The following is a 25,971-nucleotide window of genomic DNA, read 5'->3' on the forward strand; positions in this document are numbered from 1 at the left end:
TGTCTAAAGAAAAATTTGAACGTTCAAAACCGCACGTTAACGTTGGTACAATCGGCCACGTTGACCATGGTAAAACTACCCTGACAGCAGCAATCACTACTGTTCTGGCGAAAACTTACGGCGGTAACGCTCGTGCATTCGACCAAATCGATAACGCACCAGAAGAAAAAGCGCGTGGTATCACCATTTCTACTTCTCACGTAGAATACGATACTCCAACTCGCCACTACGCACACGTAGACTGCCCAGGTCACGCCGACTATGTTAAAAACATGATCACTGGTGCTGCGCAGATGGACGGTGCAATTCTGGTTGTTGCTGCGACTGATGGCCCAATGCCACAAACTCGTGAGCACATCCTGTTAGGTCGCCAAGTAGGTGTTCCTTACATCATCGTTTTCCTGAACAAATGTGACATGGTAGACGACGAAGAACTGTTAGAATTAGTTGAAATGGAAGTTCGTGAACTTCTGTCTCAATACGATTTCCCAGGCGACGACACTCCAGTTGTTCGCGGTTCAGCACTGAAAGCGCTGGAAGGCAACCCAGAGTGGGAAGCGAAAATTGTTGAATTAGCAGGCTACCTGGATTCTTACATCCCAGAACCAGAGCGTGCAATTGACAAGCCATTCCTGCTGCCAATCGAAGACGTATTCTCAATCTCTGGTCGTGGTACAGTAGTAACAGGCCGTGTTGAGCGTGGTATCATCAAAGTTGGTGAAGAAGTTGAAATCGTTGGTATCCAAGCAACGGCTAAGACGACTTGTACTGGCGTTGAAATGTTCCGTAAACTGCTGGACGAAGGTCGTGCGGGTGAGAACGTTGGTGTTCTGCTGCGTGGTACTAAGCGTGAAGAAATTCAACGTGGTCAAGTACTGGCTAAACCAGGTTCAATCAAGCCACACACTCAATTCGAATCAGAAGTTTATATTCTGAGCAAAGATGAAGGTGGTCGTCATACTCCATTCTTCAAAGGCTACCGTCCACAGTTCTACTTCCGTACAACTGACGTAACCGGTACTATCGAACTGCCAGAAGGCGTAGAGATGGTAATGCCAGGCGACAACATCAACATGATCGTGACTCTGATTCACCCAATCGCGATGGATGATGGTTTACGTTTCGCAATCCGTGAAGGTGGTCGTACTGTAGGTGCGGGTGTTGTTGCAAAAATCATTGCATAATACCGCTCTTTCTGAATAAGAAAGAACCACAGAAAAAGGGACGTCTTAGGACGTCCTTTTTGTTTTTATATAGCTCATTAATTTGTTTTATTTTCAAATATTGCAATTAATGATAATTGAAATGCCAATCATTTTCATTTAAACTTGCTGTATGTAATTTGTGCAGGTAAATGATCATGTATGTATGCCTTTGTGAAGCAATCACTGATAAACAAATCAGGAACGTGGCGCGTAAATATCATGTCACCTCTTTGAAAGGGCTACGTCAGATTTTGCCAGTAGGGCGCGAATGCGGAAAATGTATCCGACAAACGCGCGAGATTCTGCAGGAAGAACTTCAGCATCTAGAAGAACAGTGTATTGAACACGTCGCATAACCCTTTCACATACCCCTTTATTGTTCAGTTAAAATTCGTCACGCAGATAACTGTGTAAATATTATTCTTATCATCAATTTCAGTACTACACTTATAGGACTGGAAGCGATGGAGGTAATATGAAAGGCGATAAAAAAATGATAGCCCACTTAAATAAATTACTGGGCAATGAACTTGTTGCAATTAATCAATATTTTCTACATGCCCGGATGTTTAAAAATTGGGGGCTAACTAAACTCAATGAAATGGAATATCACGAGTCGATTGATGAAATGAAACACGCGGATAAGTACATTGAGCGCATTTTATTTCTCGAAGGTATTCCGAATCTACAAGATCTAGGTAAGCTGAACATTGGTGAAGATGTCGAAGAGATGCTTGCTTCAGATTTGAAATTAGAACTCGATGGAGCCAAAAATTTAAAAGAAGCTATTAGCTATGCGGATTCAATCCATGATTATGTTAGCCGAGATTTAATGATAGAAATTCTTGCAGATGAAGAAAATCATATAGATTGGATTGAAACTCAGCTGGAATTGATCAAACGTTTAGGTATTCAAAACTATCTTCAAGCACAAGTTATCGAAGAATAGTTTTGTATGATTGGCGAAAACATAATTAGGCCCAGTAATGGGCCTTTTTTATATCTGCTAAATTTGCACATCAGAAAATTCGCACATATTTTCCCCGATTGCTTGCGTTTCGCGATAAATTACGTATAATGCGCGGGCTTACTGATGAGTAAGCCCTAAATTTTAGGACTGAAATCTCAGTATTGAGTCAACGATTTGTTGCTCATTTAGACAATACTCCCGATATGGGGGTTACATCAAGAACGATTACACTCCCCTATCAATCGAAATGGGTGCGAGGAGTAATCATTTACGTTTATAAAATAGTTGGAGCTCTGGTCTCATGCAGAACCAAAGAATCCGTATCCGCCTGAAAGCTTTTGATCATCGTTTAATCGATCAATCAACTGCGGAAATCGTAGAGACTGCTAAGCGCACTGGTGCGCAAGTACGTGGTCCTATCCCGCTGCCGACACGTAAAGAGCGTTTTACCGTTCTGATCTCTCCGCACGTTAACAAAGACGCGCGTGATCAGTACGAAATTCGCACTCACAAACGTCTGGTTGACATCGTTGAGCCAACCGAGAAGACCGTTGATGCTCTGATGCGTCTGGATCTGGCTGCCGGCGTTGACGTGCAGATCAGCCTGGGTTAATCAGGTCGTCGAACGATTGAGAGGTTGAAACAATGATTGGTTTAGTCGGTAAGAAAGTGGGAATGACTCGTATCTTCACTGAAGATGGCGTATCTATCCCTGTAACTGTTATCGAAATTGAAAATAACCGCGTTACTCAGGTTAAAACTGCAGAAACTGACGGTTACAATGCAATTCAGGTTACTACTGGTAGCAAAAAAGCTAACCGTGTAACTAAGCCTGAAGCAGGTCATTTCGCTAAAGCTGGCGTTGAAGCTGGCCGCATTCTGCGTGAATTCCGTACTGAAGAGGGTACTGAATTTAACGTAGGTCAAAGCATTAGCGTTGAAATTTTCGCTGACGTTAAAAAAGTCGACGTTACTGGTACATCTAAAGGTAAAGGTTTTGCCGGCACAGTTAAGCGCTGGAATTTCCGTACTCAAGATGCTACTCACGGTAACTCCTTGTCTCACCGTGTTCCGGGTTCTATCGGTCAGAACCAGACTCCGGGCAAAGTGTTTAAAGGCAAGAAAATGGCAGGCCAACTGGGTAATGAACGTGTAACTGTTCAAAGCTTAGATGTAGTACGTGTTGACGCTGAGCGCAACCTGCTGCTGGTCAAAGGTGCTGTTCCAGGAGCAACTGGCAGCAACCTGATCGTAAAACCGGCTGTCAAGGCTTAACGTCGAGGAGATAGGAATGGAATTGGTAATGAAAGACGCGCAAAGCGCGCTGACTGTTTCCGAAACTACCTTCGGGCGTGATTTCAATGAAGCGCTTGTTCACCAAGTAGTTGTTGCGTATGCAGCTGGTGCTCGTCAAGGTACTCGTGCTCAGAAAACTCGTGCTGAAGTTTCTGGTTCTGGTAAAAAACCATGGCGTCAAAAAGGCACAGGCCGTGCACGTTCTGGTTCAATCAAGAGCCCAATCTGGCGCTCTGGTGGTGTTAGCTTCGCAGCTAAACCACAGGACCACAGTCAAAAAGTTAATAAGAAGATGTACCGCGGTGCTCTGAAAAGCATCCTGTCTGAATTGGTACGTCAAGATCGTCTGATCGTTGTCGAGCAGTTCTCTGTAGAAGCGCCTAAAACTAAGCTGCTGGCACAGAAACTGAAAGATATGGCTCTGCAAGATGTTCTGATCATCACTGCTGAATTAGATGAAAATCTGTTCTTAGCAGCACGTAACCTGTACAAGGTTGACGTTCGTGATGCAGCAGGTATCGACCCAGTTAGCCTGATTGCTTTCGACAAAGTGGTTATGACTGCTGATGCTGTGAAGCAAGTTGAGGAGATGCTGGCATGATCCGTGAAGAACGTCTGCTACAAGTACTGCGCGCGCCGCACGTATCTGAAAAAGCTTCTACAGCGATGGAAAAAAGCAATACCATCGTTCTCAAAGTTGCAAAAGACGCAACTAAAGCAGAAATCAAAGCTGCTGTACAGAAACTGTTTGAAGTTGAAGTTGAAGGTGTTAACACTTTGCTGGTTAAAGGCAAAACTAAACGCCACGGTCAGCGTTCTGGTCGTCGTAGTGACTGGAAAAAAGCTTACGTTACGCTGAAAGAAGGCCAGAATCTGGACTTCGTTAGCGGCGCAGAGTAAGTCGGAGGAGTAAAGAACAATGGCAGTTGTTAAATGTAAACCTACGTCTCCGGGCCGTCGCCACGTTGTTAAAGTGGTTAACCCTGAGCTGCATAAGGGTAAGCCTTATGCTCCGCTGTTAGAAAAAAACAGCAAATCCGGTGGTCGTAACAACAATGGCCGTATCACTACCCGTCATATTGGTGGTGGCCATAAGCAGCATTATCGTTTAGTTGACTTCAAACGCAACAAAGACGGTATCCCTGCAGTTGTTGAACGTTTGGAATATGATCCAAACCGTTCTGCGAACATTGCACTGGTACTATATAAAGACGGTGAACGTCGTTATATTCTTGCACCAAAAGGCCTGAAAGCTGGTGACCAGATTCAATCTGGCGTTGATTCAGCTATCAAAGCTGGTAACGCACTGCCAATGCGCAACATCCCTGTTGGTTCTACAGTTCATAACATCGAACTGAAACCAGGTAAAGGTGGTCAGTTAGCGCGTTCAGCAGGTACTTACGCTCAAATCGTTGCTCGTGATGGTGCTTATGTCACCCTGCGTCTGCGTTCTGGTGAAATGCGTAAAGTTTTAGCTGATTGCCGTGCAACCTTAGGTGAAGTTGGTAACGCTGAGCATATGTTACGAGTTCTCGGTAAAGCTGGTGCTAGCCGCTGGCGTGGTATTCGTCCTACCGTTCGCGGTACTGCGATGAACCCAGTTGACCATCCACATGGTGGTGGTGAAGGCCGTAACTTTGGTAAACACCCAGTAACACCATGGGGCGTTCAGACCAAAGGTAAGAAAACTCGTAGTAACAAGCGTACTGATCAATTCATCGTACGTCATCGTTCTAAAAAATAATTAGAGGATAAGCCATGCCACGTTCTCTCAAGAAAGGTCCTTTTATTGACCTGCACTTGCTGAAGAAGGTAGAGAAAGCGGTGGAAAGCGGAGACAAGAAGCCTCTCAAGACTTGGTCCCGTCGTTCAACGATCTTTCCTAATATGATCGGATTGACCATCGCTGTCCATAATGGTCGTCAGCATGTTCCAGTATTCGTAACCGACGAAATGGTTGGTCACAAACTGGGTGAATTCGCACCGACTCGCACTTATCGCGGCCACGCGGCAGATAAGAAAGCTAAGAAACGTTAAGGATAGGAGGAAGAGATGGAAACTTTAGCTATGCATCGCCACGCTCGTTCTTCTGCCCAGAAGGTTCGCTTAGTAGCCGACCTGATTCGCGGTAAGAAAGTGTCGCAAGCTCTGGAAATTCTGACCTACACCAACAAGAAAGCTGCTGGTTTAGTGAAGAAAGTACTGGAATCTGCTATTGCTAACGCAGAGCAAAACGATGGCGCTGACATTGATGACCTGAAAGTTGCGAAAATTTTCGTAGACGAAGGTCCAACTATGAAACGCATCATGCCGCGTGCGAAAGGCCGTGCAGATCGTATTCTTAAGCGCACCAGCCACATTACTGTGGTTGTGTCCGATCGCTGAGACTCTGGAGACTAGCAATGGGTCAGAAAGTACATCCTAATGGTATTCGCCTGGGTATTGTCAAACCTTGGAACTCTACTTGGTATGCGAATACTAATGAATTCGCTGACAACCTAGACAGCGACTTTAAAGTACGCCAGTACTTGAATAAAGAATTGGCAAAAGCGTCAATTTCACGCATCGTAATCGAGCGTCCTGCTAAAAGCATCCGTGTGACTATTCACACTGCTCGCCCAGGTATCGTTATCGGTAAGAAAGGTGAAGACGTTGAAAAACTGCGTAAAACAGTAGCGGATATCGCTGGTGTTCCTGCGCAAATCAATATCGCCGAAGTTCGTAAACCAGAACTGGACGCTAAATTAGTTGCTGACAGCATCTCTTCACAGCTGGAACGTCGTGTTATGTTCCGTCGTGCTATGAAGCGTGCAGTACAGAACGCAATGCGTCTGGGCGCTAAAGGTATCAAAGTTGAAGTCAGTGGCCGTTTAGGCGGTGCTGAAATCGCTCGTACCGAGTGGTATCGTGAAGGCCGTGTGCCACTGCACACATTACGTGCTGACATCGATTACAACACTTCAGAAGCGCACACCACTTATGGTGTTCTCGGCGTTAAGGTATGGATCTTCAAAGGTGAGATTCTGGGTGGTATGGCTGCAGTTGAACAAGCTGAGAAACCAGCTGCTCAACCTAAAAAGCAGCAGCGTAAAGGCCGCAAGTAAGGAGCGTCGCTATGTTACAACCAAAGCGTACAAAATTCCGTAAGGTGCACAAAGGCCGCAACCGTGGTCTGGCGCAAGGTACGGATGTTAGCTTCGGCACTTTCGGTCTTAAAGCTGTTGGCCGTGGTCGTCTGACTGCACGTCAGATCGAAGCGGCACGTCGTGCTATGACCCGTGCTGTTAAGCGTCAAGGTAAAATCTGGATTCGTGTATTCCCAGACAAGCCAATCACTGAAAAGCCACTCGAAGTTCGTATGGGTAAAGGTAAAGGTAACGTAGAATATTGGGTTGCCTTAATTCAGCCTGGTAAAGTCCTGTATGAAATGGACGGTGTGCCTGAAGAGCTGGCTCGTGAAGCATTCTCTCTGGCAGCAGCGAAACTGCCTATCAAAACCACCTTTGTAACTAAGACGGTGATGTAATGAAAGCACAAGAGCTGCGCGAAAAAAGCGTAGAAGAGCTGAACGCTGAACTTTTAAACCTGTTACGTGAGCAATTTAACTTACGTATGCAGGCTGCGAGTGGTCAGCTGCAACAGTCTCATCTAATGAAACAAGTGCGTCGTGATATCGCACGCGTGAAGACTTTACTGACTGAGAAGGCAGGTGCGTAATGAACGATAAAATCCGTACTCTGCAAGGTCGTGTAGTTAGTGACAAAATGGAGAAATCTATTGTTGTTGCTATCGAGCGTATGGTGAAACACCCTCTGTATGGTAAATTCATCCGTCGTACGACTAAATTGCACGTACATGACGAGAACAATGAATGTGGAATTGGTGACGTGGTAGAAATCCGCGAAACTCGTCCACTGTCTAAGACTAAGTCTTGGGCCTTAGTTCGCGTTGTAGAAAAAGCTGTTCTGTAATAGAATAGATTTTTCGTGATGAATAAACGGCTCTTTTTGATCGAGCCGTTTATTTTTTCCTGTCCAACACGAAGATGTGGTGTTATAATGCCGCGCCCTCGTAGTATGGGTATATTTGAACGGCCTCTTCATAATGAGGTGGCTCAGTAGTAGTTGACATTTAGCGGAGCACTAAAATGATCCAAGAACAGACTATGCTGAACGTGGCCGACAACTCCGGTGCACGTCGCGTAATGTGTATCAAGGTTCTAGGTGGCTCGCACCGTCGCTATGCACATGTAGGCGACATCATTAAAATTACTGTTAAGGAAGCAATTCCACGCGGTAAAGTTAAAAAGGGTGATGTCCTGAAAGCGGTAGTGGTGCGCACCAAGAAGGGTGTACGTCGCCCTGACGGTTCTGTCATTCGCTTCGATGGTAATGCTTGTGTGTTATTAAACAATAACAGTGAGCAAGTAATCGGTACGCGTATTTTTGGGCCGGTAACTCGTGAACTTCGTAATGAGAAGTTTATGAAAATTATCTCTCTGGCACCTGAAGTACTCTAAGGAGCGAACTATGGCAGCGAAAATCCGTCGTGATGACGAAGTTATCGTGCTAACTGGGAAAGACAAAGGTAAGCGCGGTAAAGTAAAGCAGGTTATTTCTTCTAGTAAAGTTATCGTTGAAGGTATCAATCTGGTTAAAAAACATCAGAAGCCAGTTCCGGCTCTGAACCAACCAGGTGGCATCGTTGAAAAAGAAGCGGCTATTCAAGTTTCTAACGTTGCAATCTTTAACGCGGCAACTGGCAAGGCTGACCGTGTAGGCTTTAGATTCGAAGACGGCAAAAAAGTCCGTTTCTTCAAATCTAACAGTGAAACTATCAAGTAATTTTTGGAGTATACGATGGCGAAACTGCATGATTACTATAAAGACGAAGTAGTTAATAAACTCATGACTGAGTTTAACTACACTTCTGTCATGCAAGTCCCTCGGGTCGAGAAGATCACCCTGAATATGGGTGTTGGTGAAGCGATCGCTGATAAAAAACTGCTGGATAACGCAGCAGCTGACTTAACAGCAATCTCTGGTCAAAAACCATTGATCACCAAAGCACGCAAATCTGTTGCAGGCTTCAAAATCCGTCAGGGCTATCCAATCGGCTGTAAAGTAACTCTGCGTGGCGAACGCATGTGGGAGTTCCTTGAGCGTCTGATTTCTATTGCTGTACCACGTATTCGTGACTTCCGTGGCTTGTCCGCTAAGTCTTTCGATGGTCGCGGTAACTACAGCATGGGTGTACGTGAACAAATCATCTTCCCTGAAATCGATTACGATAAAGTGGATCGTGTACGTGGTTTAGATATTACTATCACCACTACTGCGAAATCTGATGATGAAGGTCGCGCACTGTTAGCAGCGTTCAACTTCCCGTTCCGCAAGTAAGGCAGGTTACTCATGGCTAAGAAATCTATGAAAGCGCGTGATGTTAAGCGTGCTAAATTAGCTGAGAAATTCTTCGCAAAACGCGTAGAACTGAAAGCTATCATCTCTGATGTTAAAGCATCTGATGAAGATCGCTGGGACGCTGTTCTCAAGCTGCAAACACTGCCACGTGATTCAAGTCCTTCTCGTCAGCGTAACCGCTGCCGTCAAACTGGGCGTCCGCATGGTTTCCTGCGGAAATTTGGTCTGAGCCGTATTAAAGTCCGTGAAGCCGCTATGCGCGGTGAAATCCCGGGCCTTAAAAAGGCTAGTTGGTAATTGTCACCATATTGAATCACGGGAGTAAAGACAGATGAGCATGCAAGATCCCATCGCGGATATGCTGACCCGTATCCGTAACGGTCGGGCCGCGAATAAAGTTGCGGTCACCATGCCTTCCTCCAAGCTGAAAGTGGCGATTGCCAAAGTGCTGAAGGAAGAAGGTTATATTGAAGATTTTAAAATTGAAGGCGACATCAAGCCAGAATTGGAACTGACTTTACGTTATTTCCAAGGTAAGGCTGTCGTAGAAAGCATCCAGCGTGTAAGCCGCCCAAGTCTGCGCATCTATAAGAAAAAAGATGAGCTGCCACAAGTTATGGCTGGCTTAGGTATCGCTGTTGTTTCTACCTCTAAAGGTGTCATGACTGATCGTGCAGCTCGCCAAGCTGGTCTTGGTGGCGAGATTCTCTGCTACGTAGCTTAATTCGGGAGGAAAGAATGTCTCGTGTGGCAAAAGCACCCGTCGTCATTCCTGCCGGCGTAGAGGTAAAACTCAACGGTCAGGTTATTTCGATCAAGGGTAAAAACGGCGAGCTTACTCGTACTATCCATAATGCAGTTGAAGTTAAACATGAAGATGGCCACTTAACTTTCGCTCCGCGCGAAGGTTTTGCTGATGCATGGGCACAAGCGGGTACTTCTCGCTCACTGCTGAATGCAATGGTTATCGGTGTTACCGAAGGCTTCACCAAAAAACTTCAACTGGTCGGTGTTGGTTACCGTGCAGCAATCAAAGGCAACGCAGTAAGCTTGTCTTTAGGTTTCTCGCATCCGGTTGAACACGCACTGCCAGCAGGCATTACTGCTGAATGTCCAACACAAACTGAAATCGTACTGAAAGGTGCGGATAAGCAAGTGATTGGTCAAGTTGCAGCAGAACTGCGTGCTTACCGTCGTCCTGAGCCTTATAAAGGCAAAGGTGTTCGTTACGCCGATGAAATCGTGCGTACTAAAGAGGCTAAGAAGAAGTAAGGTAACACTATGGATAAGAAAGCAGCTCGTATCCGTCGTGCGACCCGCGCACGCCGCAAGATCCAAGAGTTGGGTGCGACTCGCCTGGTGGTACATCGTACTCCACGCCATATTTATGCGCAGGTTATTGCACCTAACGGTTCTGAAACATTGGTTGCCGCTTCTACTACAGAAAAAGCTATCAATGAGCAAGTGAAATTCACTGGAAACAAAGATGCAGCAGCAGCAGTTGGTAAATTAATTGCTGAGCGTGCACTGGAAAAAGGCATCACTGTTGTTGCTTTTGACCGTTCTGGTTTCCAATATCATGGTAGAGTCCAGGCACTGGCAGATGCTGCCCGTGAAGCTGGCCTTCAGTTCTAAGGTAGAGGTGTAAGATGTCTCACATCGAAAAACAAGCTGGCGAACTGCAGGAAAAGCTGATCGCGGTAAACCGCGTAGCTAAAACCGTTAAAGGTGGCCGTATTTTCAGCTTTACCGCACTGACTGTAGTTGGTGATGGTAACGGTCGCGTTGGTTTTGGTTACGGCAAAGCGCGCGAAGTTCCGGCAGCAATCCAGAAAGCGATGGAAAAAGCCCGTCGCAGTATGAAAACCGTTGCTCTAAACAACGGCACATTATTCCACCCAGTGAAAGGTACACACACCGGTTCTCGCGTGTTTATGCAACCTGCTCACGAAGGTACCGGTATTATTGCCGGTGGTGCAATGCGTGCTGTTTTAGAGGTAGCTGGAGTTCGCAACGTACTGGCTAAAACCTATGGTTCCACTAACCCAATCAACGTGGTTCGTGCAACACTGGATGCTTTAGACAGCATGAAGTCTCCAGAAATGGTCGCAGCTAAGCGTGGAAAATCCGTCGAAGAAATTCTGGGGTAATCAGCCATGGCTAAGACTATTAAAATTACACAAGTTCGCAGTTCAATCGGTCGTCTGCCGAAACACAAGGCAACACTGGTCGGTTTAGGTCTGCGTCGCATTGGTCATACAGTAGAGCGCGAGGATACTCCTGCTGTTCGTGGTATGATCAACTTGGTTTCCTACATGGTTAAAGTTGAGGAGTAAGAGATGCGTTTAAATACTCTGTCTCCGGCTGAAGGTGCCAAGCACGCGCCTAAACGCGTAGGTCGTGGTATCGGTTCTGGTCTGGGTAAAACCGGCGGTCGTGGTCACAAAGGTCAGAAGTCTCGTTCTGGCGGTGGCGTACGTCGTGGTTTCGAAGGTGGCCAGATGCCTTTATACCGTCGTTTACCGAAATTCGGTTTCACTTCACGTAAAGCAATGATCACTGCGGAAATCCGTCTGTCTGATTTTGCTTCTGTTGAAGGCGATGTTATTGATCTGAACGCACTGAAAGCCGCGAACGTTATTGACATCCAGATTGAATACGCAAAAGTTATTCTGTCTGGCGAAGTGAATCGTGCAGTTACTGTACGTGGCCTTCGTGTTACTAAAGGTGCTCGCGCTGCAATCGAAGCTGCCGGCGGTAAAATTGAGGAATAAGTGACAGATGGCTAAACAACCAGGATTAGATTTCCAAAGTGCCAAAGGTGGAGCTGGCGAACTAAAACGCAGACTTTTGTTTGTTATTGGGGCGCTAATTGTTTTCCGAATTGGTTCTTTTATTCCAATCCCTGGTATTGATGCCACTGTGCTTGCCAAATTGCTCGAACAGCAACAAGGCACCATCATTGAAATGTTTAACATGTTCTCTGGTGGTGCTCTTAGCCGTGCTTCTATCTTTGCTCTGGGTATCATGCCGTATATTTCGGCATCGATCATTGTCCAGTTATTATCTGTGGTTAACCCACGATTAGCAGAGATCAAGAAGGAAGGAGAAGCAGGTCGTCGGAAGATAAGCCAATATACTCGCTGGGGTACTCTGGTATTAGCAATATTCCAATCTATTGGTATTGCAATGGGTCTACCGAATATGCCAGGGATGCAGGGATTAGTTCTTGATCCAGGCCTCCCATTCTACTTCACGGCAGTTGTTAGCTTAGTCACAGGAACTATGTTCCTTATGTGGTTAGGTGAGCAGATAACTGAAAGAGGTATCAGTAACGGTATTTCAATTATTATCTTCGCTGGTATCGTTGCGGGTCTCCCGCCGGCTATTGGCCATACCATCGAGCAAGCTCGGCAAGGCGATCTGCACTTCCTCCTGTTGCTGTTGGTTGCGGTATTAGTATTCGCGGTAACTTTCTTTGTAGTGTTTATGGAACGTGGTCAACGTCGTATCGTCGTAAACTACGCTAAACGCCAACAAGGACGCCGTGTCTACGCTGCACAAAGTACACATTTACCGTTAAAAGTGAATATGGCGGGTGTAATTCCTGCAATTTTTGCTTCCAGTATCATACTATTCCCGGGTACAATAGCGTCTTGGTTTGGTGATGGAACTGGCTGGGACTGGCTGACTACAGTATCTATGTACTTACAGCCTGGACAACCGTTATATGTGTTGCTTTATGCCTCTGCGATCATCTTCTTCTGTTTCTTCTATACTGCGTTGGTTTTCAACCCAAGAGAAACAGCAGATAACCTGAAGAAGTCCGGTGCATTTGTACCAGGAATTCGTCCGGGAGAGCAAACGGCCAAGTACATCGATAAGGTAATGACACGATTAACATTAATCGGTGCTCTTTATATTACCTTTATCTGCCTAATCCCGGAGTTCATGCGTGACGCAATGAAAGTACCTTTTTACTTTGGTGGTACTTCCCTCTTAATCGTGGTTGTCGTTATCATGGACTTTATGGCTCAAGTGCAAACTCTGATGATGTCAAGTCAGTATGAGTCTGCATTGAAGAAAGCAAATCTAAAAGGTAAATAATCACGCGAGTGATTATGGTTTGCTTAGAAGTTACGGAGAGTAAAAATGAAAGTTCGTGCTTCCGTCAAGAAATTATGCCGTAACTGCAAAATTATCCGTCGCAATGGTAGCGTTCGTGTGATTTGCAGTGTTGAGCCAAGACATAAACAACGTCAAGGCTAAGAAAAAGCATTTTTTTCTTGCAAAGTTGGGTTGAGCTGGCTAAATTAGCCAGCCAATCTTTTTTATCTAAGATACATTATTGTTTGAGTATCCTGAAAACGGGCTTTTCAGCACAGTAATGTATATTTTAACTTAGGAGTGCATAGTGGCCCGTATAGCAGGCATTAACATTCCTGATCATAAACATACCGTAATCGCTTTAACATCGATTTTCGGCATCGGCAAAACTCGTTCACAGGCTATCTGTGAAGCAACTGGTATTGCTGAAAATGTTAAGATCAGTGAGCTGTCTGAAGAACAAATCGACAAGCTGCGTGACGAAGTTGCTAAATACGTTGTAGAAGGTGACTTACGCCGTGAAATTACCCTGAGCATCAAGCGTCTGATGGACCTTGGATGTTACCGTGGTTTACGTCATCGTCGTGGTCTTCCTGTGCGCGGACAGCGTACTAAGACTAACGCTCGTACCCGCAAGGGTCCGCGTAAGCCGATCAAGAAATAAGTCGGGGTATTGAATAATGGCAAAGGCACCAGTTCGTGCACGTAAGCGTGTAAGAAAACAAGTCTCAGACGGTGTGGCTCATATCCATGCTTCTTTCAACAACACAATCGTTACCATTACTGACCGTCAGGGTAACGCATTAGGTTGGGCAACTGCCGGTGGTTCCGGTTTCCGTGGTTCTCGCAAATCCACTCCGTTCGCAGCTCAAGTTGCGGCAGAGCGTTGCGCAGAAGCTGTGAAAGAATACGGAATCAAAAACCTGGAAGTTATGGTTAAGGGACCGGGTCCGGGTCGCGAATCAACAATTCGTGCTCTGAACGCCGCTGGTTTCCGCATCACTAATATTACTGATGTGACTCCTATCCCTCATAACGGTTGTCGCCCACCGAAAAAACGTCGCGTTTAATACGTTTCGTTTTTTTTAGGACTGTTGGAGAAAGAAAATGGCTAGATATTTGGGTCCTAAGCTCAAGCTGAGCCGTCGCGAAGGAACAGACCTCTTCCTGAAGTCTGGTGTTCGCGCGATTGACACCAAGTGTAAATTAGAACAGGCACCTGGCCAGCACGGTGCGCGTAAACCGCGTCTGTCTGACTATGGTGTTCAGTTACGTGAAAAACAAAAAGTTCGTCGTATTTACGGTGTTCTGGAACGTCAATTCCGTAACTATTATAAAGAAGCAACTCGCCTGAAAGGCAACACAGGTGAAAACCTGCTGACCCTGCTGGAAGGTCGTTTAGATAACGTCGTTTATCGTATGGGCTTTGGCGCAACTCGCGCAGAAGCACGTCAAATGGTTAGCCACAAAGCTATCATGGTAAATGGTCGTGTAGTTAATATCGCTTCTTATCAGGTTTCCCCGAATGACGTTATCAGCGTTCGTGAGAAAGCTAAAAAACAGTCTCGTATCAAGGCTGCTTTAGAGCTGGCTGAACAGCGTGAGAAGCCAACTTGGCTGGAAGTTGATGCTGCTAAAATGGAAGGTGTGTTCAAGCGTATTCCTGAACGTACTGACTTGTCTGCGGACATTAACGAACACCTGATCGTCGAGCTTTACTCCAAGTAAAGCTTAGCACCAAAGAGAGGACACAATGCAGGGTTCTGTGACAGAGTTTCTAAAACCGCGCCTGGTAGATATCGAGCAAGTGAGTTCGACGCACGCTAAGGTGACCCTTGAGCCTTTAGAGCGCGGCTTTGGCCACACTCTAGGTAACGCACTGCGCCGTATTCTGCTTTCGTCTATGCCGGGTTGTGCGGTGACAGAGGTTGAGATTGATGGTGTACTGCATGAGTACAGCACCAAAGAAGGTGTACAGGAAGATATCCTGGAGATTCTCCTCAACCTGAAAGGGCTGGCGGTAAAAGTTCAGGGGAAAGATGAAGTTATTTTAACCTTGAATAAATCTGGCATTGGCCCTGTGACTGCAGCCGACATCATCCATGATGGTGATGTCGAAATCGTCAAGCCACAGCATGTGATCTGCCACCTCACTGACGAAAGCGCATCTGTAAATATGCGTATTAAAGTTCAGCGTGGTCGTGGTTATGTGCCGGCTTCTGCCCGAGTTCATTCGGAAGAAGATGAGCGCCCAATCGGTCGTCTGTTAGTCGATGCTTGCTATAGCCCTGTAGAGCGTATTGCCTACAATGTTGAAGCAGCTCGTGTTGAGCAGCGTACTGACTTGGATAAGTTAGTAATCGAAATGGAAACTAATGGTACAATCGATCCTGAAGAGGCGATTCGCCGTGCAGCTACCATCCTGGCTGAACAACTTGAAGCTTTTGTTGACCTACGTGATGTACGTCAGCCAGAAGTTAAAGAAGAGAAACCAGAATTCGATCCTATCTTACTGCGCCCAGTTGACGATCTGGAATTGACTGTCCGCTCTGCTAACTGCCTCAAAGCAGAAGCTATCCACTACATCGGTGATCTGGTACAGCGTACAGAAGTTGAGTTGCTCAAAACTCCGAACCTCGGTAAGAAATCTCTTACTGAAATTAAGGACGTCTTGGCATCTCGTGGTCTTTCTCTGGGCATGCGCTTAGAAAATTGGCCACCAGCAAGTATTGCTGATGATTAGGATCACAGGTTAAGGTTTTACTGAGAAGGATAAGGTCATGCGCCATCGTAAGAGTGGTCGTCAATTGAACCGCAACAGCAGCCACCGCCAAGCTATGTTCCGTAACATGGCAGGTTCTTTAGTTCGTCATGAAATCATCAAGACGACTCTGCCTAAAGCGAAAGAACTGCGTCGCGTCGTTGAGCCGCTGATTACTCTTGCCAAGACCGACAGCGTAGCTAATCGTCGTCTGGCATTCGCACGTACTCGTGATAACGAGATCGTTGCAAAACTATTTAATGAACTGGGACCTCGTTTCGCAGCTCGCGCAGGTGGTTACACTCGTATTCTTAAGTGTGGCTTCCGCGCAGGTGACAACGCTCCGATGGCTTACATCGAGCTTGTTGACCGTGCTGTTGAGTCTCAAGAAGCAGCTGCAGAGTAATCTGTAATTGCTTTCAAGAAAACCGGGTGTATTGCCCGGTTTTTTTGTACCTGCTATTCTAACCCTCCAAATTAATTCTTTTCCATCCTTGAATTTTTATTTTCTATCCATACTTATAGGCATAAGCAAATGAGCATGTATAAGATAGGTCAAATAGCTAAGTTGGCAGATGTTACACCAGATACGATCCGTTTTTATGAAAAACAGGGGTTGATGGGGCACAAAACGAGAACGGAAGGTGGCTACCGGTTGTTTACGGAGCAAGATTTACAGCGCCTACGTTTTATCCGTTATGCTAAGCAGCTAGGATTTACACTTGAAGCGATTACTGAGTTATTATCAATTCGTGTTGACCCCGAACATCACACTTGTCAGGAATCAAAAAATATTGTTGATATTAGACTGATTGAAGTGGAAAAGAAGATCCAAGAGCTGATCATCATGAGAGACTCATTGAAAACCTTGAGTTCAGCATGCTGTGGTGATGAGCATGCATCAACATACTGCTCTATCATGGAGATTTTGGAAAAAGGCGCATCAAAAATTTATTAATTTAAAACTGATTATGAAGGTAGATTATGAATAAGTATCAGCATAAGCGTGGTGAGATTAAAGATAATGCCATTGAGGCACTGTTGCATGACCCTCTATTTCGTCAGAGAGTTGAGAAAAATAAGAAAGGCAAAGGAAGCTATACAAGAAAAGGAAAAACCAATAAGGCAGATAACTGGGAGGCCAGTGGTAATCGGTTAATAAACTTATTACCACTGACCTTTTAGTTATTTTTTATTCTGTTCTTTCAGTAAGTCACGAATTTCAGACAGTAAAACTTCTTCTGTAGATGGTGCAGCAGGCTCTGCTGGTGCAGCTTCTTCTTTTTCACGACGAACTTTGTTCATTACTTTGATCGCCATAAAAATAGCAAATGCGACAATAACAAAATCAAAAACAGTTTGGATAAACATCCCATAATTCATTACGACGGCAGGTACACTTCCTTCCGCTTCTCGAAGTACAAGGCTGAATTGTTTAAAATCTACACCACCAATGATTAGTCCAAGTGGGGGCATGATCACATCGGCGACTAGCGAAGAAACAATTTTACCAAATGCGGCACCAATAATAATACCGACTGCCATATCCACAACGTTGCCCTTCATGGCAAATTCGCGGAACTCTTTTAAAAAACTCATGTACGACCCCTTCCCTTTATTTATTAACTAAATGACTAAACGTGTGGAACCACGTATCAAAATTATAGTATCTAGAATTATTAAGCTGCAAACCTTTACTATTTATTTTAGATAATTATAAAAAGAACGGACTTGGTTGGAACAGCTTTTCCACATCCGGCACATATTTTTTATCGGTAATAAACATAATGACATGGTCACCTTGCTCAATAATATGGTAATCGCTAGCAATGATGACTTCTTCCTCTCTTACGATGGCTCCAATAATTGTGCCTGGAGGGAGTTTAATTTCTGATATTTTTTTACCAACCACTTTTGATGTGTTCTCATCACCGTGGGCAATCGCTTCAATGGCCTCTGCGACTCCTCGGCGTAACGATGAGACACTGACAATATCCGCTTTTCTGACGTGACCAAGTAAAGCTGAAATAGTAGCTTGCTGTGGAGATACTGCAATATCAATAACACCACCTTGAACTAATTCAACATAGGCAGACCGTTGAATTAATACCATGGCTTTTTTGGCCCCCATTTTTTTTGCAAGCATAGCGGACATGATATTTGCTTCATCATCATTGGTAAGTGCAATAAACACATCCATTTGTTCAATGTGTTCTTCAGTCAGTAACTCTTGATCTGAGGCATCACCATAAAAAACAATCGTATCATGGAGCAACTCAGCGAGTTCAGTTGCTCTTTCCTGATTACGTTCAATCAGTTTAACGCTATAGTCTTTTTCCAATCGCTTAGCTAAACCAGCACCTACGTTACCACCACCCACAATCATTAAACGCTTGTATGGTTTTTCTAATCGCTGAAGCTCACTCATTACTGCTCTTATATGTTGAGTGGAGGCAACGAAGAAAACTTCATCACCTGCTTCAATAATAGTTGAACCTTGAGGACGAATCGGTCTATCTTGACGGAATATGGCGACAACTCGAGTATCAATATGTGGCATGTGCTCACGTAAGCTAGATAATGCATTGCCTACCAGAGAGCCCCCATAGTAGGCTTTTACCGCCACAATACTCACTTTACCTTCAGCGAAATTAACGACCTGTAAAGCCCCCGGATATTGGATAAGTTTATAGATATATTCAATAACCAGCTGTTCTGGTGATATCAGATAATCAATAGGGATTTGCTCTGCCAAAAAAAGCTTGTCCGCTTCGCGGATATATTCGGTTGCACGAATACGCGCGATTTTATTCGGTGTATTAAATAGGCTATAAGCAATTTGGCAAGCAACCATATTGGTTTCATCCGAGTTAGTCACTGCAACTAACATATCCGCATCTTCAGCTCCAGCATCTCTAAGAACTCGGGGATGAGATCCATGCCCATTAACTACGCGCAGATCAAACTGATCTTGTAGCTGGCGCAAGCGATCGGCATTGGTATCAACAACGGTAATATCGTTATTTTCATCCACTAAGTTTTCAGCGAGTGTCCCACCGACTTGCCCTGCACCTAGAATAATGATCTTCATAGCATCTTCCTATCTCAGAGTCTTTGTTAAATATTACTGTACGTGCTTGAGTAAGCGGGCGTAAAAGAAACCATCGCCCCCAGTTGCGCTTGGTAATATTTGTAAGCCTAATTCTGTACCATCATTCATACTTGCATCAGTATGTTTAGAGAGGAAATGCTGAATCTGCTGGCTATTTTCTTCAGGCATGATGGAGCATGTGGCATACACTAATGTGCCGCCAGGTTTTAAGTATGGCCATAGAGCCTCTAAGATTTGAGCCTGTAGCTGAGATAGCTCTTGAATATCTGAATCGCGCCTTAGCCATTTAATATCAGGGTGGCGCCTAATAACTCCCGTTGCAGAACACGGAGCATCCAGCAAAATACGATCAAATTGTTGATCTTTCGCCCACTCTTCAGGTTTCGTACCATCCCCTTGAATAACAATAGCTTGTTGCTTCAATCTTTGCAGATTTTCTTTCACTCGCTTGAGCCGTGATTCATCAATGTCTACAGCAAGAACATGGGCTTTAGGAGCTAGTTCTAAAATATGTGTTGTTTTTCCGCCCGGAGCGGCACATAAGTCGAGAATATTCTCGCCATTAACTGGAGAGAGTAATTCAGCACAGCCTTGCGCAGAAACATCTTGCACTGTAGACCAGCCATCTTCAAAACCAGGTAAACCAGTAACGGGAGCCGCTTCTTCTAAGCGAATTGCACTTGGATGGGATGGGTGCAAGTGTGCTGTAATTTCCGCTTGTTCGAGTAACTCTAAATATTGCGCGGCAGTATGATGTTGAGAATTAACTCTCAACCACATTGGCGGACGTTGATTATTGGCATCAACGATATTTTCCCAGTTATCAGGGTAGGCAGTTTGAATGCGTTTTAATAACCAACTAGGATGTAAATATTGGCTATTGTTATTTGTATTGCGCTCTTCTAACTGAACTTGCTGACGCTGAAAAGATCGTAGTACTCCATTTATTAGACCTTTCAATTGTGGGCGCTTTAATGCAACAGCACCATCCACGGTTTCTGCTAAAGCTGCATGTGCAGGGATGCGTGTATAGAGCAATTGATAGATCCCAACCATGATGAGGTAATGTAAAGTTCTTTGCTTACCTGTTAGCGGTTTTTCCATAAGCTGGCTAATAAACCATTCGAGCTTTGGTAGATAACGTAAAACACCGAAGCAAATTTCTTGCAGTAGTGCTTTATCTTTATCATTAATATTACGTTGAAGATCAGGTAAAACGGTACTTAACGATTGTCCGTTATCTAAAACCTGACTAATGGCGGTCGCAGCGATACTACGCAAATTATATTTGTTTTTCATAATTGAAAGAGAGTCTATTAGTTATTTAAGTAGCATTACCGGATTCTGCTCTTTCAGGTAATGCTACCAATATATTAGTCTAGCAATTGCTCAGGTATGAACCATTCGCGGCGGGAGTTAAGGATATCTTGCGCACTCATCGCTTTTTTACCAGGTGGCTGTAGCTGAGTAATATTTAATACCCCATTGCCAGTTGCAACACTGATACCTTTTTTATCGGCACTGATAATAGTACCTGGGCGCAGATTATGTGCTTGAGCGATGACTTCCGCTTGCCATACTTTGATTAATTGCTCTTGCACCATGAAATAACTCATTGGCCAAGGGTTAAAGGCACGAATACACCGTTCAATGTGTTCAGCAGGTAGTTGCCAATCAATTCGCGCTTCATCTTTAGATAATTTTTCAGCGTAATTGGCGAGTGAATCATCTTGTTTTTCTGGGGAACAATGGCCCGAAGAGAGTAAATCTACTGTATGAATGAGCGCTTTAGGCCCTGTCATCGCCAGCTTTTCATATAAAGTCGCACTCGTATCTTCAGCCGTAATCGGGCAAGTGGCTTTATATAACATATCTCCAGTATCAAGACCGGCATCCATCTGCATGATCGTGACACCAGTTTCATTGTCACCTGCCCAAATGGATCGTTGAATTGGAGCTGCGCCTCTCCAGCGTGGTAACAATGAACCATGAACATTCAAACAGCCTAAACGGGGAATATCCAAAACGGCTTGTGGCAGGATCAAACCATAAGCAACGACAATCATCAGATCAGCATTTTGATCTTTGATCCATTGTTGATTGTCTGGATCACGCAAAGTAACGGGCTGGAAAACAGGTATTCCATGTTCTTCCGCAAGGATTTTCACTGGGCTCGGTGTTAGCTTTTTGCCTCTGCCTGCAGGTTTATCGTGACGAGTTAATACACCAACAACGTTATGATTGGTTTCTAACAATGCAGCCAAATGTTTAGCTGCGAAATCAGGCGTACCTGCAAAAATAATTCTTAATGGTTCTGACACGATCCTTTCCCATTTATAGTAATAAAGACTAACTTATTATCAAATCAACGATTTTTAGCTTCTTTAGCTCTCAGTCTATCAAGTTTTTCTACTTTTTGGCGGATACGTTGGCGCTTCAACGGTGATAAGTAATCAACGAATAGTTTTCCAACTAAATGGTCCATTTCATGTTGAATACAGATAGCCAGTAGACCATCAGCTTCCAGTTCAAATGATGTACCGTTATAATCAAGAGCACGAACTTTCACTTTCTCCGCCCTTGGTACAAATCCTAGCTGTTCAGGGATTGATAGGCAGCCTTCTTCTATACCTGTTTCACCTTCTTTATTAAGAAGCTCAGGATTGATAAGTACAAGGCGCTCATTACGTGATTCAGAAACGTCAATAACAATGATGCGCTGGTGGATATCCACTTGCGTTGCTGCGAGCCCAATGCCTTCCTCGTCATACATCGTATCGAACATATCATCAATAATACGCTGGATAGATGCATCAACTTTTTCAACTGGTTTTGCAACGGTGCGAAGGCGCTCGTCTGGATAATGTAACACGTTTAAGACTGACATAAATTTTTCGAGTAGTTTCCAAAATTTGAAAGGTAATTACCGTCTATTCTAGACATTTATCAGTCATATTGACAGTATTGGTTATGATTTGTTCGTTTCCAAATGTGCTAACTTACTGTCAGGAAGACAAAATGAATGAACAGGAAATATGGCTAAGGCTTTCGCAAGTTAGCCGAGTTGGGATAAAAACAGCACCAAAGATAGTATCTCAATTAAAACAAATAGATAAAGTAAGTCATACAGTATTAAAAGCCTGTGGGCTGAATGAAATGCAACGATTGCAATTCCTAAATGTCCCTTTAAAGCGCATTGATTCAACTTTGAAATGGTTGGAAGTCAAAGAAAATCAATTAATTACATTTTTGGATGCGCAATATCCTTTTTTATTAAAGCAGATATATAACCCTCCTTTATTACTGTTTGTGTCGGGACGAAGTGAATTATTATCTGAAAAGCAAATTGCCATCATAGGAAGCCGGCAAGTTACTGCATATGGTAAGAAATGGACGGAAGCTTTTGTTCGAAAGTTTATAAATTACAAATTGACGATCACCAGTGGTTTGGCTCTCGGTATTGATGGTATCAGTCATAGAACTGCAATAGAAAACCAAGGAAAGACAGTCGCAGTATTAGGAAGTGGACTTTCCCATATTTATCCAAAACAACACTTTGATCTAGCAGAACGAATTAGGTCTGAAGGGGTATTAGTTTCAGAGTATTTTCCTGATACTCCTCCATTAGCAAAACAGTTTCCTCGAAGGAACCGTATCATTAGTGGGTTAAGCAAAGTGGTATTGGTTATCGAAGCGGGTATGAAAAGTGGATCATTGATTACAGCCCGATATGCAATTGAACAAAATCGAGATCTATTTACACTACCGGCACCATTAGGTAACTCAGCATTTAGTGGTAATCATTGGTTGATACAGCAAGGGGCATACCTGCTGGTAGAACCCGAGGACATATTATTACATCTAGAATGCTCACCAAATTGGATACAACCAGAATTGGAGATTGAAACCTCTGTGCAGCCAGAGTTAAATCTGACAGAAAGTCGGATTTTAGGTATGGTAGGGTACCAACCGATCCCTGCAGATATCATCGCGACTGAATTACAGTTACCTATCACGCAAGTAATTTCAGCCTTAACTGAACTGGAGATAGATGGTGCAGTTATATCTGTGGCTGGTGGATATCTCAGAGTAAACTAGTCGTTGAAGAAAAGAGTGGATTAAACAAAAACATGTCGAAGCAATTGCCTTTTGATACAGATAAAAATGAATACTGTCCTGAATGTAACTCTTTGCTGGTTATTCGAAACGGAGCTCATGGGCCTTTTTTAGCGTGCTCTGGTTACCCTCAATGTCATTATATTAAGCCATTAAGAGCTGTTGCTGAGACTCACATTGTCAAAGTATTGGAAGGTCAAAGCTGTCCTAAATGCGGATATGATTTGGTGTTAAAACAAGGGCGTTTTGGGATGTTTATTGGCTGTAGCCACTATCCTGAATGCGAACATACAGAGCTCATCGATAAACCGGATGAAACCAAGGTTCCTTGTCCTCAATGCCAAACAGGTAATTTACTACAAAGAAAATCCCGTTTTGGTAAAACTTTTTATGCTTGCGATAACTATCCTAACTGTCAGTTTATCCTGAATAATAAGCCTGTAGTGGGAAAATGTCAGTCTTGTGAATACCCATTACTTATGGAAAAAAAGGTTGGACAGGGAGTAAGATTGTTCTGTGCCAGCAAACGCTGCGGTCAGTTACAAGAAGAACTATGAGTTAAAACTATGCAAAATCAATCTACACCTGCAATTAAAAATATTATTGAAGCATTGAAACAACAACAAGTTATCGCTTATCCAACAGAAGCCGTTTTTGGCTTAGGATGTGACCCTGATAGTGAAGTTGCGGTAAATAAATTACTTGAATTGAAGCTGCGCCCTTGGGAAAAAGGGTTAATTTTGATTGCTGATAATTATGAACAGCTCAAAAATTATGTCGATGACAGCCAGCTAAACGAACAGCAGCGCCAAGCAATGTTTGCTACATGGCCGGGACCTGTCACCTGGGTGATCCCTGCAAAGAAAACGACACCAAAATGGTTGACGGGGCAATTTGACACTTTAGCTGTTCGTGTGACAAACCATGAATTAGTGAAAGCGCTTTGCAGGGAATATGGCAAGCCAATCGTATCAACGAGTGCAAATTTGAGTGGATTGGAACCATGTCGAACTACAGAAGAAGTAATCGTGCAGTTTAAAGACACAATTCCTGTTCTTGATGGTGTTGTTGGTGGAAGATTAAATCCATCAGAAATTCGTGATGCTATGACTGGGCAATTATATCGTAAAGGATAATGATTAATGGGAATGTTTGCAGTTTTTGGTAACCCGATTCAACACAGTAAATCACCTTCAATACATCAAATGTTTGCTAAGCAGACAGGCATTGATCTTGAATACCAGAAAATACTTGCTCCCGTAGAAGATTTCGAAGTCTATTTATCAGATTTTTTCGAAAAAGGCGGGCAGGGTGCAAACATTACATTGCCGTTTAAAGAAAGGGCTTTTCAATTCGTATCAGAGTTGACAGAAAGAGCTCAAATCTGTGGTGCCGTCAATACGATTAGAAAACTCGATAATCATCGCTTGTTGGGTGACAATACTGATGGTGTGGGATTGTTGCTTGATCTACAGCGTCTTGGGTTTGTGTCGCCTTCAAGCAAAATATTGGTTATTGGAGCTGGTGGCGCAACTCGTGGTGCTCTATTACCTCTACTTGAGTACGGCTGCGATATTACATTGACTAACCGAACCTTTATAAAAGCAGAATCTTTATCTCACCATTTTTCGGCTCTTGGAAAAATACAGAGTAGACCAATGGCACAGCTCATTTCAGCAGAATTTGATCTAATCATAAATGGTACTTCTTCTGGGGTGACTGGCGAGATCCCTAAAATCAGCCCTGAATTATTTTCTCAACAAACCGCATGCTATGACATGTTTTATCAACGAGGTTTAACACCTTTTTTGTTATTTGCTAAGCAACACCAAGTGAATAAGCTAGCTGATGGCTTAGGTATGCTGGTTGGGCAAGCTGCATTTGCCTTTAAACTTTGGCATGGGGTGGTACCAGAGATTGAGCCAGTATTAAAAGAGTTAAAAAAGGAACTTGAATAATGAATCAGGCGATTCAATTTCCAGATAGGGAAGTATGGGACTCGGCTATTAATAAGGTACGGTTCCCTGTTTTAGTCAATGGACTACTGTCAGAGTGCGTTATTTCACAAACCTTACTTATTAAACGATATGGTCAGAATGAAACACCATTGGCGCTTTTTCAACATTATCGTTGGGATATAGAAGAAGAGTTCGAGACCTTGATTGAACAAGGACTCGATAATGAGAATGGCTTCTATGAATTGCTGGACGATAAATAGTTATTTTTCCACTCAACATAATTATTAGCCGAATAACGTAAATGGCCAAGTTCAGCTTCGGTGAGCTTTCGTATCGCCTTGGCTGGGCTTCCCATATATAAGTAACCAGACTCCAATCTTTTTCCCTGAGTGACGAGGCTGTTAGCGCCGATCACAACATCATCTTCAATAATAGCTCCATCAATCACAATAGATCCCATGCCGACAAGAACACGATTACCTATCGTGCATCCGTGCAGCATGACTTTATGTCCAACAGTGACATCTTCTCCAATAATTAATGGATTTCCATCAGGATTGCTGGCGGATTTATGGGTGACATGTAGCACTGAGCCATCCTGAATATTTGTCCGTGCACCTATAGAGATATAATTTACATCACCACGTAGTACGGATAGTGGCCAGATGCTTACATCTTCGGCTAAGCGAACATCTCCAATGACGACAGAAGATGGGTCAATAAAAACATTTGCAGCGACAGAAGGGAAGGTTTCTAAATAATGTCTTAAAGATGTATTCATATTCGTAGCCATAAAACGTAGATGGATATAAAGGTAACTATAAGGAAGCTCTTAATTAAGAATCAAATAATTAAGAGAGGACAATATGAATAGAATTATACGGCAAAATAGCTGTTTTTATAATCATAGCGATAGTAAAAAAAGCATAATGATGAAATTATCTGCAAACGGTATTTTTTTTTAAAAAAAAAGGTTGTGTAATTTTTCGAGCTCCCTATAATGCGCATCCGTTGTCACGACAAACC

General features: G+C 43.8%; 44 protein-coding genes. 38 read left to right on the forward strand and 6 right to left on the reverse strand.

Annotation, left to right across the window (positions count from 1 at the left end):
* The 33 genes from tuf to GKR71_RS06980 form a co-directional block, all read left to right on the forward strand.
* Positions 1-1,184, forward strand: a 1,184-nt coding sequence (gene tuf, locus GKR71_RS06820) for an elongation factor Tu (RefSeq protein WP_036950356.1), incomplete at its 5' end; no start/stop codon positions are given.
* 176 nt (positions 1,185-1,360) lie between these two features.
* On the forward strand, positions 1,361-1,561 hold the full coding sequence (gene bfd, locus GKR71_RS06825; protein ID WP_036955919.1) for a bacterioferritin-associated ferredoxin: 201 nt from the start codon (positions 1,361-1,363) through the stop codon (positions 1,559-1,561).
* 119 nt (positions 1,562-1,680) lie between these two features.
* Positions 1,681-2,154, forward strand: coding sequence for a bacterioferritin (gene bfr, locus GKR71_RS06830; RefSeq protein ID WP_036955915.1), 474 nt, complete (start codon positions 1,681-1,683; stop codon positions 2,152-2,154).
* A 322-nt stretch (positions 2,155-2,476) separates the two neighbouring features.
* Positions 2,477-2,788, forward strand: coding sequence for a 30S ribosomal protein S10 (gene rpsJ, locus GKR71_RS06835; RefSeq protein ID WP_001181005.1), 312 nt, complete (start codon positions 2,477-2,479; stop codon positions 2,786-2,788).
* Positions 2,789-2,820: 32 nt separating this feature from the next.
* Positions 2,821-3,450 (forward strand): 50S ribosomal protein L3, encoded by a 630-nt coding sequence (gene rplC / locus GKR71_RS06840; protein ID WP_036955911.1) that lies wholly within the window; start codon positions 2,821-2,823, stop codon positions 3,448-3,450.
* A gap of 16 nt (positions 3,451-3,466) precedes the next feature.
* Positions 3,467-4,072, forward strand: coding sequence for a 50S ribosomal protein L4 (gene rplD / locus GKR71_RS06845; protein ID WP_036955909.1), 606 nt, complete (start codon positions 3,467-3,469; stop codon positions 4,070-4,072).
* A complete protein-coding gene (rplW, locus tag GKR71_RS06850) occupies positions 4,069-4,371 on the forward strand; it encodes a 50S ribosomal protein L23 (protein WP_006657015.1) in 303 nt (100 codons plus the stop codon). Before rplD ends, rplW begins: the two co-directional genes overlap by 4 nt.
* A 19-nt stretch (positions 4,372-4,390) precedes the next feature.
* On the forward strand, positions 4,391-5,215 hold the full coding sequence (rplB, locus tag GKR71_RS06855; RefSeq protein WP_006657016.1) for a 50S ribosomal protein L2: 825 nt from the start codon (positions 4,391-4,393) through the stop codon (positions 5,213-5,215).
* Between the two features lie 14 nt (positions 5,216-5,229).
* Positions 5,230-5,508, forward strand: a complete 279-nt coding sequence (rpsS, locus tag GKR71_RS06860) for a 30S ribosomal protein S19 (protein WP_004265426.1) — start codon at positions 5,230-5,232, stop codon at positions 5,506-5,508.
* A 15-nt stretch (positions 5,509-5,523) separates the two neighbouring features.
* Complete coding sequence (gene rplV, locus GKR71_RS06865) at positions 5,524-5,856, forward strand: 50S ribosomal protein L22 (protein ID WP_004265430.1); 333 nt, start codon at positions 5,524-5,526, stop codon at positions 5,854-5,856.
* 17 nt (positions 5,857-5,873) lie between these two features.
* Complete coding sequence (gene rpsC, locus GKR71_RS06870; protein ID WP_004907131.1) at positions 5,874-6,575, forward strand: 30S ribosomal protein S3; 702 nt, start codon at positions 5,874-5,876, stop codon at positions 6,573-6,575.
* An 11-nt stretch (positions 6,576-6,586) separates the two neighbouring features.
* Positions 6,587-6,997: a 50S ribosomal protein L16 gene (gene rplP, locus GKR71_RS06875; RefSeq protein ID WP_004926449.1), complete on the forward strand. Its 411-nt coding sequence runs from the start codon at positions 6,587-6,589 to the stop codon at positions 6,995-6,997.
* Positions 6,997-7,188, forward strand: coding sequence for a 50S ribosomal protein L29 (gene rpmC, locus GKR71_RS06880; RefSeq protein ID WP_006657017.1), 192 nt, complete (start codon positions 6,997-6,999; stop codon positions 7,186-7,188). The genes rplP and rpmC overlap by 1 nt, the downstream gene beginning before the upstream one ends.
* Complete coding sequence (gene rpsQ, locus GKR71_RS06885; RefSeq protein ID WP_006657018.1) at positions 7,188-7,442, forward strand: 30S ribosomal protein S17; 255 nt, start codon at positions 7,188-7,190, stop codon at positions 7,440-7,442. The genes rpmC and rpsQ overlap by 1 nt, the downstream gene beginning before the upstream one ends.
* A 176-nt stretch (positions 7,443-7,618) precedes the next feature.
* A complete protein-coding gene (rplN, locus tag GKR71_RS06890; protein ID WP_004265449.1) occupies positions 7,619-7,990 on the forward strand; it encodes a 50S ribosomal protein L14 in 372 nt (123 codons plus the stop codon).
* A gap of 10 nt (positions 7,991-8,000) precedes the next feature.
* On the forward strand, positions 8,001-8,315 hold the full coding sequence (gene rplX, locus GKR71_RS06895) for a 50S ribosomal protein L24 (RefSeq protein WP_004265452.1): 315 nt from the start codon (positions 8,001-8,003) through the stop codon (positions 8,313-8,315).
* A 15-nt stretch (positions 8,316-8,330) separates the two neighbouring features.
* Positions 8,331-8,870, forward strand: a complete 540-nt coding sequence (gene rplE / locus GKR71_RS06900; protein WP_006657019.1) for a 50S ribosomal protein L5 — start codon at positions 8,331-8,333, stop codon at positions 8,868-8,870.
* A gap of 12 nt (positions 8,871-8,882) precedes the next feature.
* Positions 8,883-9,188, forward strand: coding sequence for a 30S ribosomal protein S14 (gene rpsN, locus GKR71_RS06905; protein ID WP_004265458.1), 306 nt, complete (start codon positions 8,883-8,885; stop codon positions 9,186-9,188).
* 34 nt (positions 9,189-9,222) lie between these two features.
* The gene (gene rpsH / locus GKR71_RS06910; RefSeq protein ID WP_154634082.1) at positions 9,223-9,615 is read left to right on the forward strand and encodes a 30S ribosomal protein S8; all 393 of its coding nucleotides are present in this window, start codon (positions 9,223-9,225) and stop codon (positions 9,613-9,615) included.
* A 14-nt stretch (positions 9,616-9,629) separates the two neighbouring features.
* Positions 9,630-10,163 carry a 50S ribosomal protein L6 gene (gene rplF, locus GKR71_RS06915; RefSeq protein WP_006657020.1) on the forward strand — a complete coding sequence of 178 codons (534 nt, stop codon included), beginning with the start codon at positions 9,630-9,632 and terminating at the stop codon, positions 10,161-10,163.
* Between the two features lie 9 nt (positions 10,164-10,172).
* A complete protein-coding gene (rplR, locus tag GKR71_RS06920) occupies positions 10,173-10,526 on the forward strand; it encodes a 50S ribosomal protein L18 (protein ID WP_006816326.1) in 354 nt (117 codons plus the stop codon).
* Positions 10,527-10,540: 14 nt separating this feature from the next.
* On the forward strand, positions 10,541-11,041 hold the full coding sequence (gene rpsE / locus GKR71_RS06925; protein WP_006657022.1) for a 30S ribosomal protein S5: 501 nt from the start codon (positions 10,541-10,543) through the stop codon (positions 11,039-11,041).
* A gap of 6 nt (positions 11,042-11,047) precedes the next feature.
* Positions 11,048-11,227 (forward strand): 50S ribosomal protein L30, encoded by a 180-nt coding sequence (gene rpmD / locus GKR71_RS06930; RefSeq protein WP_006657023.1) that lies wholly within the window; start codon positions 11,048-11,050, stop codon positions 11,225-11,227.
* A gap of 3 nt (positions 11,228-11,230) precedes the next feature.
* On the forward strand, positions 11,231-11,665 hold the full coding sequence (rplO, locus tag GKR71_RS06935) for a 50S ribosomal protein L15 (protein WP_006657024.1): 435 nt from the start codon (positions 11,231-11,233) through the stop codon (positions 11,663-11,665).
* A 7-nt stretch (positions 11,666-11,672) separates the two neighbouring features.
* A complete protein-coding gene (gene secY, locus GKR71_RS06940; RefSeq protein ID WP_154634083.1) occupies positions 11,673-12,998 on the forward strand; it encodes a preprotein translocase subunit SecY in 1,326 nt (441 codons plus the stop codon).
* Between the two features lie 45 nt (positions 12,999-13,043).
* On the forward strand, positions 13,044-13,160 hold the full coding sequence (rpmJ, locus tag GKR71_RS06945; RefSeq protein WP_004265484.1) for a 50S ribosomal protein L36: 117 nt from the start codon (positions 13,044-13,046) through the stop codon (positions 13,158-13,160).
* 145 nt (positions 13,161-13,305) lie between these two features.
* Complete coding sequence (gene rpsM, locus GKR71_RS06950) at positions 13,306-13,662, forward strand: 30S ribosomal protein S13 (RefSeq protein WP_004907144.1); 357 nt, start codon at positions 13,306-13,308, stop codon at positions 13,660-13,662.
* A 16-nt stretch (positions 13,663-13,678) separates the two neighbouring features.
* Positions 13,679-14,068, forward strand: coding sequence for a 30S ribosomal protein S11 (rpsK, locus tag GKR71_RS06955; protein WP_004388621.1), 390 nt, complete (start codon positions 13,679-13,681; stop codon positions 14,066-14,068).
* Between the two features lie 37 nt (positions 14,069-14,105).
* Positions 14,106-14,726 carry a 30S ribosomal protein S4 gene (gene rpsD / locus GKR71_RS06960; RefSeq protein WP_004265487.1) on the forward strand — a complete coding sequence of 207 codons (621 nt, stop codon included), beginning with the start codon at positions 14,106-14,108 and terminating at the stop codon, positions 14,724-14,726.
* 25 nt (positions 14,727-14,751) lie between these two features.
* Positions 14,752-15,741 (forward strand): DNA-directed RNA polymerase subunit alpha, encoded by a 990-nt coding sequence (locus GKR71_RS06965; protein WP_036955903.1) that lies wholly within the window; start codon positions 14,752-14,754, stop codon positions 15,739-15,741.
* Positions 15,742-15,778: 37 nt separating this feature from the next.
* Positions 15,779-16,165 (forward strand): 50S ribosomal protein L17, encoded by a 387-nt coding sequence (gene rplQ, locus GKR71_RS06970; RefSeq protein WP_036955900.1) that lies wholly within the window; start codon positions 15,779-15,781, stop codon positions 16,163-16,165.
* A 135-nt stretch (positions 16,166-16,300) separates the two neighbouring features.
* Positions 16,301-16,717: a Zn(2+)-responsive transcriptional regulator gene (gene zntR / locus GKR71_RS06975; protein WP_036955922.1), complete on the forward strand. Its 417-nt coding sequence runs from the start codon at positions 16,301-16,303 to the stop codon at positions 16,715-16,717.
* 26 nt (positions 16,718-16,743) lie between these two features.
* Positions 16,744-16,944, forward strand: coding sequence for an alternative ribosome-rescue factor A (locus tag GKR71_RS06980; RefSeq protein ID WP_036955893.1), 201 nt, complete (start codon positions 16,744-16,746; stop codon positions 16,942-16,944).
* Here GKR71_RS06980 and mscL read toward each other — a convergent pair whose 3' ends face one another.
* From mscL to def, 5 genes are all read right to left on the reverse strand, one after another.
* Positions 16,945-17,358, reverse strand: a complete 414-nt coding sequence (gene mscL / locus GKR71_RS06985; RefSeq protein WP_036955890.1) for a large-conductance mechanosensitive channel protein MscL — start codon at positions 17,356-17,358, stop codon at positions 16,945-16,947.
* 115 nt (positions 17,359-17,473) lie between these two features.
* The gene (trkA, locus tag GKR71_RS06990; RefSeq protein WP_036955884.1) at positions 17,474-18,850 is read right to left on the reverse strand and encodes a Trk system potassium transporter TrkA; all 1,377 of its coding nucleotides are present in this window, start codon (positions 18,848-18,850) and stop codon (positions 17,474-17,476) included.
* Positions 18,851-18,883: 33 nt separating this feature from the next.
* Positions 18,884-20,170 (reverse strand): 16S rRNA (cytosine(967)-C(5))-methyltransferase RsmB, encoded by a 1,287-nt coding sequence (gene rsmB / locus GKR71_RS06995; RefSeq protein ID WP_154634084.1) that lies wholly within the window; start codon positions 20,168-20,170, stop codon positions 18,884-18,886.
* Between the two features lie 74 nt (positions 20,171-20,244).
* On the reverse strand, positions 20,245-21,192 hold the full coding sequence (gene fmt / locus GKR71_RS07000; protein WP_036955878.1) for a methionyl-tRNA formyltransferase: 948 nt from the start codon (positions 21,190-21,192) through the stop codon (positions 20,245-20,247).
* A 44-nt stretch (positions 21,193-21,236) separates the two neighbouring features.
* Entirely contained in the window at positions 21,237-21,758 is a 522-nt protein-coding gene (def, locus tag GKR71_RS07005) for a peptide deformylase (RefSeq protein WP_036955874.1), read from the reverse strand.
* Between the two features lie 131 nt (positions 21,759-21,889).
* Here def and dprA point away from each other — a divergent pair, with 131 nt between their 5' ends.
* Genes dprA through GKR71_RS07030 form a run of 5 tightly spaced genes read left to right on the forward strand, consistent with a single transcriptional unit; the run spans position 21,890 to position 25,205 of the window.
* Complete coding sequence (gene dprA / locus GKR71_RS07010) at positions 21,890-22,969, forward strand: DNA-processing protein DprA (protein WP_154609692.1); 1,080 nt, start codon at positions 21,890-21,892, stop codon at positions 22,967-22,969.
* Between the two features lie 32 nt (positions 22,970-23,001).
* Positions 23,002-23,544, forward strand: a complete 543-nt coding sequence (locus GKR71_RS07015) for a DNA topoisomerase family protein (RefSeq protein ID WP_036955862.1) — start codon at positions 23,002-23,004, stop codon at positions 23,542-23,544.
* A 9-nt stretch (positions 23,545-23,553) separates the two neighbouring features.
* A complete protein-coding gene (gene tsaC, locus GKR71_RS07020; RefSeq protein ID WP_036955858.1) occupies positions 23,554-24,123 on the forward strand; it encodes an L-threonylcarbamoyladenylate synthase type 1 TsaC in 570 nt (189 codons plus the stop codon).
* 6 nt (positions 24,124-24,129) lie between these two features.
* Complete coding sequence (gene aroE, locus GKR71_RS07025) at positions 24,130-24,945, forward strand: shikimate dehydrogenase (protein WP_036955855.1); 816 nt, start codon at positions 24,130-24,132, stop codon at positions 24,943-24,945.
* Complete coding sequence (locus GKR71_RS07030) at positions 24,945-25,205, forward strand: DUF1488 domain-containing protein (RefSeq protein ID WP_036955850.1); 261 nt, start codon at positions 24,945-24,947, stop codon at positions 25,203-25,205. Before aroE ends, GKR71_RS07030 begins: the two co-directional genes overlap by 1 nt.
* On the opposite strand, the gene GKR71_RS07035 is transcribed toward GKR71_RS07030, so the two are convergent.
* Entirely contained in the window at positions 25,181-25,726 is a 546-nt protein-coding gene (locus GKR71_RS07035; protein WP_036955843.1) for a gamma carbonic anhydrase family protein, read from the reverse strand. The two genes, GKR71_RS07030 and GKR71_RS07035, sit on opposite strands and share 25 nt — an antisense overlap.
* Between the last annotated feature and the right edge of the window lie 245 nt (positions 25,727-25,971).

Source organism: Providencia sp. wls1922 (genome assembly GCF_009706505.1).
Taxonomy (GTDB): Bacteria; Pseudomonadota; Gammaproteobacteria; order Enterobacterales; family Enterobacteriaceae; genus Providencia; species Providencia lanzhouensis.